This window comes from Citrobacter sp. Colony219 (assembly GCF_019382635.1).
Classification (GTDB): Bacteria; Pseudomonadota; Gammaproteobacteria; order Enterobacterales; family Enterobacteriaceae; genus Citrobacter; species Citrobacter youngae.
In genome coordinates, this window is sequence record NZ_CP080033.1 from 1,142,458 (window position 1) to 1,156,244 (window position 13,787).

A 13,787-nucleotide genomic window follows, 5' to 3' on the forward strand; every position below is an offset into this window, starting at 1 on the left:
TCCTTAACAGCACGCCAGATCGAAATCGAGGCGCTCAGGCACCTGACCATTCTCGCTATCCAGTGGCATAAAGCGAATGGCAAAGCGGCTCTTATGACCCGATATTTGCGGGTAAAGCTGCGAAGCGAGCGGCAACTGTAAACGCAGTAGGTCTGCATCATCGCCGTTGTCCTGGTAAAAACCATTCAGGCTGGTTTGCTTACGAAACGGTGCTGAGTTGCGGATTAAATCCAGGACCAGAGACAATGCCTGGTTGAGCGGGTTCAGGCTGGCAAGCCAGGTCTCAACCTGTGTGTCACGCTGAGTCTGTGACAGATGCAGCCAGATATGTAAAGTCGGCAAATCAAAACTGCAGCATCCGCCGGGAATACTTAAACGCTGGCGAACAAGGCCAATCAGACGGTCTTCACGCAGGGTTTGTCCGATGCGCGGGGCAGAAATCAGAATACTGCCCGCACTTTTTAATTGCTGACGTAAAGAGTCGATTCTGCTTTGGTCGACGCCCGGAACTTCAACCCAGGCCTGAAGTTTTCGCTGCTGTCTTTCCAGCTCTTTGAGGAGTTCAGTACGGACTTCGCCACGTTCAAATACATCCAGTAAATCCCCCACATTGCGGAAAAAATGCAGTGCACCTGCGTGATCCACAATGGGCAAATTAATGGAGAGTTGTTGGATCAGAAACTCAATGCGCAACCATGTACGCATCTTCTCATTGAGAGGGTGTTCAAAAAGGACCTGGGTGTGCATTACGGTTTTTCCTGTGAGACAAACTGCGACGCGAATTGCAAATAGAGTGCGTGCAGGCGGGCGACATCCGAGACGATAGCATCCGGTGCGCCATTATTATCAATAACATCATCTGCCACGGCAAGGCGTGCTTCACGTGTTGCCTGGGCAGCCAAAATTTGTTCAACGTGCTCGCGCGTAACATCATCGCGCTGCATGGTTCGCCTGAGTTGAGTCTCAGGGGTGACATCCACGACGAGTACGCGATCGGCTTTTTTATACAGCGCGTTTTCTACCAACAAGGGGACGACCCATAACAGATAAGGAGAGGTCGCTTGCTGAAACTGACGCTGTGTTTCCTGCTGAATAAGTGGGTGGAGCAAGGCATTTAGCCATTTTTTCTCATCAGGATCGGAAAAAATGCGTTCGCGTAAAATGCGTCGCTGCAACGATCCGTCCGTGGCTATCACCTCGGAACCAAAATGTTCTGCAATCGCCTTAAGGGCGGGTGTGCCGGGTTCAACCACCTGGCGCGCAATAATATCTGCATCAATGATGTTTATTCCGAGGTCAGCGAACGCATTTGCAACGGTACTTTTACCACTGCCAATGCCGCCGGTTAAGGCTACCGTATACCTCATAGATGCAGATCCTGGAGTTTAAGTTTGATTATCAAACAGTTAAAAGTTAAGCGTGCGAAGGCGAGGCTGCTGCAGGATTAACCTACTATTCGCCAGGTAAATTTATGGGATTGTAGCGTAAAAAAAGAGAATTTCGCAGTCTTGCGCGGCATTGATTAGTGCGTATGATAGCGTCACTGGAGTTGTGAGTTTCGATTTTTCGCCATTAACCCCAGGAATCCGCACATGCGTATCGAAGAAGATCTGAAGTTAGGTTTCAAAGACGTTCTTATCCGCCCTAAGCGTTCTACTCTCAAAAGTCGTTCCGATGTTGAACTGGAACGTCAATTCACCTTTAAACATTCAGGTCAGACCTGGTCCGGCGTGCCGATTATCGCCGCGAACATGGACACCGTTGGGACGTTTGCCATGGCAACGGCGCTTGCCTCCTTCGACATCCTGACCGCTGTGCATAAACACTATTCTGTTGAAGACTGGGCCGCTTTCATTGCAGATTCCTCAGCCGATGTACTGAAACACGTGATGGTTTCAACCGGGACCTCGGACACTGATTTCGAAAAAACCAAACAGATTCTGGCATTGAATCCAGCGCTGAACTTTATCTGCATTGATGTGGCAAATGGCTATTCAGAGCATTTTGTTCAGTTTGTGTCGAAAGCACGTGCGGCCTGGCCGACAAAAACGATCTGTGCTGGCAACGTGGTCACCGGCGAGATGTGTGAAGAACTGGTGCTTTCCGGTGCTGATATCGTCAAAGTGGGCATTGGCCCAGGTTCTGTATGTACCACCCGCGTAAAAACCGGCGTTGGCTATCCGCAGCTTTCTGCCGTCATTGAATGTGCTGATGCAGCGCACGGCCTGGGTGGTATGATTGTCAGCGACGGTGGTTGCACAATGCCGGGTGATGTGGCAAAAGCGTTTGGCGGTGGTGCGGACTTCGTGATGCTCGGCGGCATGCTGGCCGGCCATGAAGAAAGCGGCGGTAAAATCGTTGAAGAGAACGGTGAGAAATTCATGCTGTTCTACGGGATGAGCTCTGAGTCTGCTATGACGCGCCATGTTGGTGGTGTTGCTCAGTATCGTGCAGCTGAAGGTAAAACCGTTAAGCTGCCGCTGCGTGGCCCGGTTGATAATACCGCTCGCGATATCCTTGGCGGACTGCGTTCTGCTTGTACTTATGTCGGTGCATCCCGTCTGAAAGAGCTGACCAAACGTACAACGTTTATTCGTGTACAGGAACAAGAAAACCGCGTTTTCAATAGCCTGTAAGAACAGGTCGTACTGTTAAACACCTGATGGCGCACAGCTTATCAGGCCTACGCTCATGCTCTGTGTAGGCCTGATAAGGCGTTTATGCCGTCATCCGACATTTAAATTTATCCCACACCACTCATTGCATCTCCCAGATGAAAAATCGGTAGATACATTGCCACAACCAGCGTACCGATAATCAACCCCGTAATGACAAGCAAGGCTGGCTCAAGTAATGACGCCAAATTTTCGGCCTGAGATAGCGTGTACTCGCTGTGATGTCGGGCGAGGTTTTGCAACATCGCATCCAGAGAGCCGGAAGCTTCACCGGTTCTCACCAGTTGCAAGCAAAGTGGACTAAATTCACCGCTATTTTTAAGCGCCAGCCATACCGGCTTCCCGGCACTGATATCGTGATGCACCTGTGCCAAACGTTGGGACCAATAAGGGCAGTTAAGGGTTTCAGTGACACTCTCCAGACCTTGCAGAAAGGGAATGCCCGCGTTTTGTGTTAATGCCAGTACGGTGAAGATCTGTGTAAGTTTTTGCCCCCTGACCATCGGCCCGATGATGGGGAAGTGCAGCAGTATTTTCTGACGCAGAATAAGCCAGTAGGGTTTCTGCTTTATCAACCCGTATGTTGTTCCCAGCACCAGACAGAGCAACCCTGCCAGCCATCCCCATCGACTGCTGTAGTGTGCCGCGGCCATAATCCACTGAGTGAGCGTCGGTAGCGGGGTGTTGAACGTGCGATAGATGGCGGCAAATTCAGGTAACACAAAATGCAGCATCGCCAGCACGACCATTATCGCCATGGCAAGAATGATAATGGGGTAGCGTAGTGCTTTTTTGACTTTATCAGCGAGTTGCTGTTGGTTTTTTTGCTGACGGGCAAGTTCAAAGCAGCAGTCGTCCAGTTTGCCCGTTAGTTCTCCGGTGCGGATCATTGCCTGGTACAGCGGGGGAAATACGTGTTGCCACCGCGAAAGCGAGGCTGACAGCGCAATGCCTTGTTCCATATCGTAAGCCAGCGTGCGCAGTAATGCCTGCCACTGGTTGCTGGGATGCTGTTCAGCAAGCAGAGTTAACCCAGCGGAAAGCGTCAATCCCGCTTTAAGCAATGTTGCCAACTGGCGTATGGCTTCGGCACTGTTTGCTCTGCTCCAGTGCGAGGTTTTAACGCGCATCCGGTTAATGTGAATCGGCGTAATCTGCTGCTGTTCGAGCACAAACAGGAGCGATGGTCGGGTATCAGCCCATAGCATCCCTGCTACAGGTTGACCTTCGTGGGTTATTCCTTGCCAGCGCCAGAGGTGTTTAGTTGGCATGGGGCGTGCCCAGTACGCGGATCAGTTCTTCAAATGTCGTTAACCCTTGTTCCACAGCCTGACAGCCATCCTCGAAAAGAGTACTCATGCCAGCTTGCTGAGCATCCGATTCCACAACGTCTGCGGATGAACCATCGGCAATACGTTGCCGCAACGCAGGCGTAATGGGCAGTACTTCAAACAGAGCGGTTCGACCATAAAACCCGTGATAGCAGTGTTGGCAACCGGGTGCCTGCCAACGCGGTAGTGGCGTGGGCCAAAGTGTTGCCGGGAGTGTTATGGGAGTATCAAGTCGTCGCCGACAATGTGGGCATAATTTTCTGACTAATCGCTGCGCAACTATTAATGTCAGCGCGGAGGCAATCATCCAGCGTGCCACCCCCATTTGCTGCAGGCGTATCAGTGTTTCACTGGTGGAATTGGTATGCAGTGTCGAAAGAACCAAATGACCGGTTTGTGCGGCTTTCAGGGCAATCTCAGCTGTTTCACCGTCGCGGATTTCGCCTACCATAATAATGTCGGGATCCTGGCGCAGTAGTGCACGTAATACACCCTGAAAATTAAGTCCGGCGCGAGGATGGATTTGTGTCTGATTGAGTCCTTCAATGGGGATCTCGACCGGATCTTCTACACTACAGAGATTCACATCGGGGGTGTTTCGGGTTTGTAGCGCACTGTACAGGGTAACCGTTTTGCCGCTCCCGGTCGGCCCGGTGACCAGAATCAAACCCTGTGGTTGCTGTAATGCTTGTGAAAACGCAGCCAACTGTGCCTCATGCATGCCCAGTGTGTTGACCTCCAGCGTTTGATTAACCTGATGAAGCAGGCGTAGCACTACTTTTTCACCCCATCGGCAAGGCAGCGTGGCGATGCGAAACGAAATGGGGTCACCTGAAATCTCCACGGTAAATTGTCCATCTTGCGGGAGTCGGTGCTCGGCAATATCCAGACTGCCTAATACCTTTAATCTTGCAGTGAGAGCAATGCCCATCTCGGTTGTGACTTCCGGTAATGTGTGTAGTACGCCATCCACACGTATCCTGATCCGGTAGTGATTCTCCGCAGGTTCAATATGAATATCAGAAGCCCGTTGTGCCAACGCGGATTGAAAAACATGGTTCAGCAACCCTGCGGCAGTTGCGCTGCTTTCTGTGATGATGGCCGGGAGCATTTTACGCGGCGCGTGTGTGTGGCCCTCCATTTGCTGACGCGTCCAGCACACAATATCGATGCGTCGGGTCGTGGCAAAATGCAGTGCATCCAGCAGTTCGTGGGAAGGGGCATCCACAACGGCGATATGCACCGCGTCATTGTCTGCATCCAGTAATATGGCCTGATAGCGCTGGCACAGCGCCGTTAGTTGGGTGGTATTCATCTCTTTTCCTTAGTTGGCATCAAAACGAAAAACGTCTTCGCAAGCCTGTTGCAGCGCGCTGTCATTCTGGATAGCGCAGTTGCGATTCCAGCCCGTTATGCCGTTGGCATTGTCCCAACCCGGCGTCATGGTGATGCTTAGCCCGTTCAGGCTTTCCTGCCCGCTGAGGCTGACCACGCCTTTTTCCACGCTCATACCTGAGACATAGCGGGTGGTGGTCACAGAGGGGATGCCATTTGTCCCGGCATCACAGGTTTCTGTTCCGCCGTGCTCCAGCGCGCAGAGTTCGACGGCAGTACGGTAGGGGACAAAGGTTTGCAGCATGTCTGTCAGCGCGGCTTTGCGCAGATAGTTTTGATAAGCGGGGATACCGATAGCGCTGAGGATGGCAATGATGCCAATGACCACCATCAGTTCGATAAGCGTGAAGCCTCGTTGTTTGTCCATTGTTGATTTGCTCCTTGAGTTAGCTGGCGCTACTTTGGCAAATCGAAGGGATTTTAGGCGAGAGGCAAAAAATAGAACGAGAAGGCCGGTTCAGATGAATGTTACGAAATTACAGAATCAGACAACGTATTTGCGAAGATGCTCGAATAAACTGCCGATCGGCGGCGTATACGGCTGGGGGCTGTAGGCCCGATACGCGAAGCGCCATCGGGCAGAACAGTCAGCGATTAGCTAAAACGCATCGAGAGGTCGAGTGCGCGAACGTGCTTGGTCAGCGCGCCCACAGAGATGAAATCCACGCCGGTTTCCGCGAATTCGCGTAGCGTTTCATAGGTGACGTTACCAGATACTTCCAGACGCGCCTGGCCGTTGGTACGTTTGACCGCTTCGCGCATTTGGTCGGTTTCGAAATTGTCGAGCATGATGATGTCCGCCCCGGCTTTCAGCGCGTCGTCCAGTTCATCCAGGCTTTCTACTTCGACTTCAACCGGCACATCCGGGTGCAGCCAGAAGGCTTTTTCCACGGCCTGTTTCACCGAACCAGACGCAATAATGTGGTTTTCCTTGATCAGGAAAGCGTCAGAAAGCCCCAGACGATGATTTGCGCCGCCGCCGCACAATACCGCGTATTTCAGCGCCGTACGCAGCCCAGGCAGGGTTTTACGCGTATCCAGCAACTGGGTTTTTGTCCCCGCCAGCAGGTCGACGTATTTACGGACTTCACTCGCTACGCCAGACAGCGTTTGCACAAAGTTGAGTGCGGTACGTTCACCGGTCAGCAGTACGCGGGAAGGGCCGTCCAGTTCAAACAGCGGCTGATTAGCCTTAATGCTGTCGCCATCTTCGACATGCCAGGTGACGCTGACATCATCGCCAGCCAGTTGAATAAAGACCTCTTCCACCCAACGCTTCCCACAAAAAACGCCATCTTCACGGGTGATTACGGTAGCGTGGGAGCGCATATCTTCGGGTAAAAGCTGTGCGGTGATATCGTTATTGGCATCAACTTCTCCGCCTAAATCTTCACGCAGCGCCTGAGCGACAGCGGCAGGGATATCCAGATTTATGCGTTCCAACAGCGCGTCACGTCGGTAGTCAGGGTTATAGCGGCGAGGCGGCATGATAAAACTCCAAATTGCTAACGAATCATAAGGTGGAAACATGCTACCCTGAACCTGATATGAGCACCACCAATAAGGAGATTCTGCATGTTGTTAGACGAGGGCTGGCTGGCAGAGGCGCGACGCGTTCCCTCTCCTCATTACGATTGCCGCCCGGATGACGAAACCCCTTCTCTTCTGGTGGTGCATAATATCAGCCTGCCACCCGGTGAATTTGGCGGCCCATGGATCGACGCGCTGTTTACGGGCACGATTGATCCCAATGCCCATCCTTATTTTGCCGGAATCGCCCATTTGCGCGTTTCTGCCCATTGTCTGATCCGCCGTGATGGTGAGATCGTGCAGTATGTCCCCTTTGATAAACGCGCCTGGCATGCCGGCGTCTCGAGCTATCAGGGCCGCGAACGCTGTAATGATTTCTCAATTGGTATTGAGCTGGAAGGGACGGATACGCTGGCTTATACCGATGCGCAGTACCAGCAACTGGCTGCCGTGACGCAGACGCTGATTCAGCGTTATCCGGCGATTGCCAGTAACATGACTGGGCATTGCAATATTGCGCCCGAGCGTAAGACCGATCCCGGCCCCTCATTTGACTGGGCAAGGTTTCGCGCCCTGGTCACCCCCTCGTCACACAAGGAGATGACATGACGCTGTTTACAACATTACTGGTGTTGATTGTTGAACGCCTGTTTAAGCTGGGTGAGCACTGGCAGCTTGATCACCGGGTTGAAGCTCTTTTCCGTCGGGTTAAGCATTTCTCGATGATGCGTACGGTAGGCATGGCCCTGATTGCGATGGGGGTGACGTTCCTGCTGCTGCGCGCACTCCATGGGCTGCTGTTTAACGTGCCCTTGCTGGTGGCGTGGATCTTAATTGGCCTGCTGTGCATCGGCGCTGGCAAGACGCGTCTTCATTATCATGCCTATCTGAACGCGGCGGCTCGCGATGACGCTCACGCCCGTGAGGCGATGGCCAGCGAATTGACGCTGATTCATGGCGTGCCGCCGGACTGCGATGAGCGTGAGTTTTTGCGTGAACTGCAGAACGCGCTGTTATGGAACAACTTTCGCTTTTATCTGGCGCCGTTATTCTGGCTGATCGTCGGTGGTCCGTGGGGACCGGTGACGCTGGTGGGTTATGCTTTTTTACGTGCCTGGCAGTCCTGGCTGGCGCGCTATCAGACGCCGCATCAGCGTCTGCAATCGGGTATCGATGCAATTCTGCATGTGCTGGACTGGATCCCGGTGCGCCTGGCGGGCGTGGTCTATGCGCTGTTAGGACACGGCGAGAAAGCGCTACCGGCCTGGTTTGCCTCGCTTGCGGATATGCATACTTCGCAGTATCAGGTGTTGACGCGCCTGGCGCAGTTCTCGCTGGCGCGCGAACCCCATACCGATAAAGTCGAAACGCCAAAAGCTGCCGTTTCGATGGCGAAGAAAACTTCGTTTGTGGTGGTGGTGGTCATTGCGCTGCTGACCATTTATGGGGCATTAGTATAGCGTTGTGCCGGATGGCGCTAACGCTTATCCGACCTACAATGAAAAAACGTGTAGGCCCGGTAAGCGTTAGCGCTACCGGACAGTGCAACGGCTTAGTTCGTATCAGCAGGCGGCACGCCAAAATCTGGCATGCCGTTTTCGTCCCAACGCACGAGCTTCAGACGAGTGTGGCGGTTTGGGTCGTACAGCGGATCGCCTTCGATTTCGGTGTAATTTCTCGCGTGGTACACCAGCACATCTTCACCTTCCGGCGTTTGCGTAAAGCTGTTGTGTCCTGGGCCGAACTGGCGGTTTTCGTAGCTGGTGGTAAAGACCGGGCGCGGTGATTTATGCCAGTTCTGCGGGTTGAGTGGATCGGCGTTGAGGTCAATCCACAATAATCCCATACAGTAATTCTCATCGGTGGCGCTGGCGGAATAGCTGATGAACAGCTTGTCGCCGTGAACCATGACGGCCGGACCTTCGTTGACCCAAAAACCCCGGCATTCCCAGTCATATTCTGGATGGCTGAGCATCACTGGCTCGCCTTTAATCGTCCATGGATTTTCCAGCTCAGCGAGGTAGATATTGGAGTTCCCGGCGATATCGGGCGATTTCTGCGCCCACAGATACCACTGTTTTCCCTGATGGTTAAAGGTTGTGGCATCAAGCGCGAAGGTATCAAACTGGGTTTTAATTTGCCCCTTTTCAACCCACTTACCACTTAGCGGATCGGCATCTGCGCACTCCAACGCAAACATGCGATGCTGGAACATACCCAACGTATCGAGCGCCTGAGTGTGCGTGGCCGCAAAGTAGATGTACCACTTACCTGCCAGATGATGGATTTCAGGCGCCCAGATGAGTTGGCTCATAGGGCCGCTGTCCGGTTTGTGCCAGACAACAACGGGTTCCGCGGTGCGTAATTCCCCCAGAGAGTCAGCCCGGCGGATCTCCAGGCGATCGTATTCGGGCACTGAAGCAATGAAATAGTAGTGGCTACCGTCACGTAAAATAAACGGGTCGGCACGTTGTTCAATAAAGGGGTTAGGCCACTGATTCATCAGGCTTTCCTTACGGTTTCAGTTGTTTTTATCTCGTGGTATTCATTCAGTTCACGGTAATTGGCGCGGCGCTTTTCTAAATCTGTCTGGATTTGCTGCATGAACTCGCGGTCAACTTTCAGCAGGCGAACCACGCCTGCAGTAATCAGGTAGCCTACGCCCGGAATAATAGTGAACAACAGCATAATGCCGTTAATCGCGGAGTCGCTTTGCGCTTTAGCGCCTGCATCGTAGCCGTACCAGGAAAGCAGGAAGCCCACCATCGCGCCGGCAATCGCCAGCCCCAGCTTCAGGAAGAACAGGTTGCCAGAGAAGCTGATCCCGGTGATGCGTTTACCGGTTTTCCACTCGCCGTAGTCATCGACATCCGCCATCAGCGACCAGTGCAGCGGGGATGGGATCTGATGCAGGATGTTGAGCAGGAAGTAGAGCACCATAATCATCATGGTGGCTTTCGGATCGAAGAAGTAAAATGCGGCGGAGAAAATCGCCAGGATGATGTTGGTCCAGAAGAAGACTTTCAGTTTGCACCAGCGATCGGTTAATACCTTCGCGAGCATACTGCCGATCATCATGCCGACAACGCCAAGGCTGATAAACAACGTAGCGAACTGTGTGCTTTGCTGCATAACCCAGGTGACGTAGTACATGGTGGCGGCCATACGAATAAAGCCCGGACAGACGTTGCACAAGGTTAATAGCAGGATTTTCACCCACTGATCGTTCTTCCACACGTCTTTCAGATCGGCTTTCAAATCGTCGTTCGTGGGTACCGCAGGGCGTACACGTTCGCGCACGGTCGCGAAACAAAACAGGAACATGCACATACCAATGAAAGCCAGCACGGCCATCGCCATCTGATAGCCTTTGGCTTTATCTTCCCCGCCAAACCAGTCTGCCATTGGCAGTAGCGTGAGTGAGAGTAGCAGAGTTGCAATCCCGACCAGCACGAAGCGATACGACTGGCAGGCGACGCGTTCTTTCGGATCGTTGGTGATGACGCTACCGAGTGAACAGTAGGGAATGTTAATTGCTGTATAGGTAATAGAGAGCAGGAAGTAGGTGACAAACGCATAGATAACTTTGCTGTTATATGTCCATTCCGGGGTGGTAAACATTAATACACTGAATAATGCATACGGGAAAGCCATCCACAGAAGCCATGGACGAAACCGACCATATTTACTGCGGGTACGATCGGCCATTGCACCCATGATAGGGTCAGTAACGGCATCAATAACGCGTACAGAAAGCAGCAATACGCCGACAAGTGCAGGCGCAAGACCAAAAATATCTGTGTAAAAATAGTTAACAAACAGCATGATAGCGCCGAATATGATGTTGCATCCGGCATCGCCCATTCCATAGCCGATCTTTTCTTTCACCGACAGCTTTCTGGTTTCCATCAAGCGCACTCCATTAATGTGATATGGAGAGAATTATTGTCTGGTGTTGGTGTTTTTGCGTTGCAGGATAGCGCCGCTGATATGGACTAAACAGTCATCTGTGGGAAAGTGTGAGGCAGGTAACAACCCCCACCTGGTGCAGGTGGGGGGAAGGATTAATGCGCTTTCACGGCACCGGCCGTTTTCTGTTTGCACAGATAGCCAATGCCAAGAATGGCAATCCATACCGGGATCAGGTACACAGAGATCGCCATGCCCGGCGTCATCAGCATAATCACCAGTACTGCAGCCATGAAAATCAGGCACACCCAGTTACCCAGCGGATAGAGCAGTGCCGGGAAGCGGGTGGTAACCCCCTGCTGCTGTTTTGCTTTGCGGAACTTCATGTGCGCCAGGCTGATCATTGCCCAGTTGATCACCAGGGCGGAAACCACCAGCGCCATCAGCAGGCCAAAGGCGGATTCTGGCGCCAGATAGTTGATAAGCACACATAGAGCCGTAACCAGCGCAGAAACCAGAATGGTGTTCACCGGTACGCCGCGTTTGTCGACGTTCATCAGCGCTTTTGGCGCGTTGCCCTGTTGAGCCAGGCCGAACAGCATACGGCTGTTACAGTAGACACAGCTGTTATAGACAGAAAGGGCAGCGGTCAGCACCACGATGTTCAGCGCATTGGCAACAAAGGTGTCGCCCAGTTCGTGGAAAATAAGGACAAACGGGCTGGTATCAGCCGTAACACGCGTCCATGGCATCAGGGAAAGCAGTACAGCCAGCGAACCCACATAGAAAATCAGGATACGGTAAATGACCTGGTTGGTGGCTTTAGGAATGCTTTGCTCCGGGTTATCGGCTTCTGCTGCGGTGATCCCGACCAGCTCCAGCCCACCGAAAGAGAACATAATAATTGCCATCATCATTACCAAACCGGTGAAGCCGTGCGGCAGGAAGCCACCCTGGTCCCACAGGTTACTGACGCTGGCCTGCGGCCCGCCGTTGCCGCTGAATAGCAGCCAGCCGCCGAAGATGATCATCGCGACTACGGCAATGACTTTAATAATGGCAAACCAGAACTCCATCTCACCGAACACTTTCACATTGGTGAGGTTAATGGCGTTAATAATCACGAAGAAGGCGGCCGCAGAGGCCCAGGTTGGGATCTCCGGGTACCAGAACTGAATGTATTTACCCACGGCCGTCAGCTCAGCCATGGCAACCAAAACGTACAGCACCCAGTAGTTCCAGCCAGAGGCGAAACCTGCGAAACTGCCCCAGTATTTATAAGCAAAGTGGCTAAAGGAGCCTGCTACCGGCTCTTCAACCACCATTTCACCTAGCTGACGCATAATTAAAAAGGCGATAAATCCGGCGATAGCGTAACCCAGAATAATACCCGGCCCTGCAGACTGAATAACGGATGCGCTCCCGAGGAATAACCCGGTACCAATCGCGCCACCCAGCGCGATAAGCTGTATATGGCGGTTTTTAAGGCCGCGCTTTAGCTGATCGCCATGCTGTTGACTTTCCATCATGAAACCTCGTGTGTGGTTTTACTCTTCATCTTTCGAGTACTTATATTTTGAACCACGCAGTGACGCGTGTGTAAGTTTGCAATTCCGTTTGTTGTATTAATTTATTTACAGCAATGAATTATGAAATGTTGCCTAAAGACTTTTGTCTTGATCAGAATAATGTTATGCGAGCGCGAATGCACCTGCTTTATGCGGCGTGAGAGACGAGTTGAATAAAAAGAAACCATTTGTAAGCGCGAGTTTATCTACCACAAAATTTCCAATTTGAATTTTTATTCGAAAATAGTGATTGATAAATCGATAAATAAGCAGGTGAATCGGTTCAGATAATATATTTTTTCGTTTCAATTCGGTTAAAACTACCTCGGGATGGGTAAATTTAACATTTGTGCATAGTTACATGTTTGAAACGTTATTTCTGTAATGTTGTTAAAATATGCCTCCTTTACTGATTTCAATCAAAACCTGTATGGACAGAAGGTGAATACTTTGTTACTTTAGCGTCAAGAACATGAAATTGGTAAGACCAATTGACTCCGGGCAAATGGCTTAAGACAGGAAATCATGGCCTACAGCAAAATCCGCCAACCAAAACTCTCCGATGTGATTGAGCAGCAGCTGGAGTTTTTAATTCTTGAGGGGACACTTCGCCCCGGAGAAAAACTCCCACCGGAACGCGAGCTGGCAAAACAGTTCGACGTCTCCCGCCCCTCCTTACGCGAGGCGATCCAACGCCTTGAAGCGAAGGGGTTACTGCTTCGTCGTCAGGGCGGTGGCACTTTTGTTCAGAGCAGCCTGTGGCAAAGCTTTAGCGACCCACTGGTAGAGCTGCTCTCCGACCATCCTGAATCCCAGTTTGACCTGCTTGAGACGCGCCATGCGCTGGAAGGTATTGCTGCCTATTACGCCGCACTGCGCAGCACGGATGAAGACAAAACGCGAATCCGTGAACTCCACCATGCGATCGAGCTGGCTCAACAGTCCGGCGATCTTGACGGCGAATCTGATGCGGTACTGCAGTATCAAATTGCTGTCACCGAAGCGGCACACAATGTGGTGCTGCTCCATTTGCTAAGGTGTATGGAGCCCATGCTGGCTCAGAACGTTCGGCAAAACTTCGAATTGCTGTATGCGCGTCGTGAAATGCTGCCACTGGTTAGCAGTCACCGTACCCGTATTTTTGAAGCAATTATTGCCGGGAAGCCGGAAGAGGCGCGTGAAGCGTCCCACCGTCACCTGGCGTTTATCGAAGAGATTCTGCTGGACAGAAGCCGTGAGGAAAGCCGTCGTGAACGCGCCTTACGCCGTCTGGAGCAACGAAAGAATTAGTGATTTTTCTGGCAGAACGTTAACCAGAAGATGTTGTAAATCAAGCGCGAWWTAAAATGCGCGGCAACTAAACGCAGAACCTGTCTTAT

At 52.0% G+C, this 13,787-nt stretch carries 13 protein-coding genes; 4 read left to right on the forward strand and 9 right to left on the reverse strand.

Annotated features, from left to right (window positions below; all coding sequences use genetic code 11):
- Positions 1–3 precede the first annotated feature (3 nt).
- Positions 4–747: a cell division protein ZapD gene (gene zapD / locus JTI85_RS04995; protein ID WP_048212687.1), complete on the reverse strand. Its 744-nt coding sequence runs from the start codon at positions 745–747 to the stop codon at positions 4–6.
- Positions 747–1,367, reverse strand: coding sequence for a dephospho-CoA kinase (coaE, locus tag JTI85_RS05000; RefSeq protein WP_048212686.1), 621 nt, complete (start codon positions 1,365–1,367; stop codon positions 747–749). The genes zapD and coaE overlap by 1 nt, the downstream gene beginning before the upstream one ends.
- A 225-nt stretch (positions 1,368–1,592) precedes the next feature.
- Between coaE and JTI85_RS05005 the strand changes: the two genes are divergently transcribed.
- Positions 1,593–2,636 (forward strand): GMP reductase, encoded by a 1,044-nt coding sequence (locus JTI85_RS05005; protein WP_040229985.1) that lies wholly within the window; start codon positions 1,593–1,595, stop codon positions 2,634–2,636.
- Positions 2,637–2,743: 107 nt separating this feature from the next.
- Here the strand turns inward: JTI85_RS05005 and hofC are convergent, their stop codons facing one another.
- The 4 genes from hofC to nadC form a co-directional block, all read right to left on the reverse strand.
- Positions 2,744–3,946, reverse strand: a complete 1,203-nt coding sequence (gene hofC / locus JTI85_RS05010) for a protein transport protein HofC (protein WP_101741390.1) — start codon at positions 3,944–3,946, stop codon at positions 2,744–2,746.
- Complete coding sequence (gene gspE / locus JTI85_RS05015) at positions 3,936–5,321, reverse strand: type II secretion system protein GspE (protein WP_219352208.1); 1,386 nt, start codon at positions 5,319–5,321, stop codon at positions 3,936–3,938. The genes hofC and gspE overlap by 11 nt, the downstream gene beginning before the upstream one ends.
- Before the next feature lie 9 nt (positions 5,322–5,330).
- Positions 5,331–5,768, reverse strand: a complete 438-nt coding sequence (gene ppdD / locus JTI85_RS05020; RefSeq protein WP_101741392.1) for a prepilin peptidase-dependent pilin — start codon at positions 5,766–5,768, stop codon at positions 5,331–5,333.
- Positions 5,769–5,995: 227 nt separating this feature from the next.
- The gene (gene nadC, locus JTI85_RS05025) at positions 5,996–6,889 is read right to left on the reverse strand and encodes a carboxylating nicotinate-nucleotide diphosphorylase (RefSeq protein ID WP_219352210.1); all 894 of its coding nucleotides are present in this window, start codon (positions 6,887–6,889) and stop codon (positions 5,996–5,998) included.
- 87 nt (positions 6,890–6,976) lie between these two features.
- Here nadC and ampD point away from each other — a divergent pair, with 87 nt between their 5' ends.
- Both ampD and ampE read left to right on the forward strand, forming a co-directional pair.
- Positions 6,977–7,540, forward strand: coding sequence for a 1,6-anhydro-N-acetylmuramyl-L-alanine amidase AmpD (ampD, locus tag JTI85_RS05030; protein WP_061067253.1), 564 nt, complete (start codon positions 6,977–6,979; stop codon positions 7,538–7,540).
- On the forward strand, positions 7,537–8,391 hold the full coding sequence (gene ampE / locus JTI85_RS05035) for a beta-lactamase regulator AmpE (RefSeq protein WP_199982408.1): 855 nt from the start codon (positions 7,537–7,539) through the stop codon (positions 8,389–8,391). Before ampD ends, ampE begins: the two co-directional genes overlap by 4 nt.
- Positions 8,392–8,483: 92 nt before the next feature.
- On the opposite strand, the gene JTI85_RS05040 is transcribed toward ampE, so the two are convergent.
- From JTI85_RS05040 to aroP, 3 genes are all read right to left on the reverse strand, one after another.
- The gene (locus JTI85_RS05040; RefSeq protein WP_048212680.1) at positions 8,484–9,434 is read right to left on the reverse strand and encodes a family 43 glycosylhydrolase; all 951 of its coding nucleotides are present in this window, start codon (positions 9,432–9,434) and stop codon (positions 8,484–8,486) included.
- Positions 9,434–10,840 (reverse strand): glycoside-pentoside-hexuronide (GPH):cation symporter, encoded by a 1,407-nt coding sequence (locus tag JTI85_RS05045; RefSeq protein WP_048212679.1) that lies wholly within the window; start codon positions 10,838–10,840, stop codon positions 9,434–9,436. The genes JTI85_RS05040 and JTI85_RS05045 overlap by 1 nt, the downstream gene beginning before the upstream one ends.
- Before the next feature lie 155 nt (positions 10,841–10,995).
- Complete coding sequence (gene aroP / locus JTI85_RS05050) at positions 10,996–12,369, reverse strand: aromatic amino acid transporter AroP (protein ID WP_086523581.1); 1,374 nt, start codon at positions 12,367–12,369, stop codon at positions 10,996–10,998.
- A gap of 564 nt (positions 12,370–12,933) precedes the next feature.
- Here aroP and pdhR point away from each other — a divergent pair.
- A complete protein-coding gene (gene pdhR / locus JTI85_RS05055) occupies positions 12,934–13,698 on the forward strand; it encodes a pyruvate dehydrogenase complex transcriptional repressor PdhR (RefSeq protein ID WP_003018699.1) in 765 nt (254 codons plus the stop codon).
- Positions 13,699–13,787 lie beyond the last annotated feature (89 nt).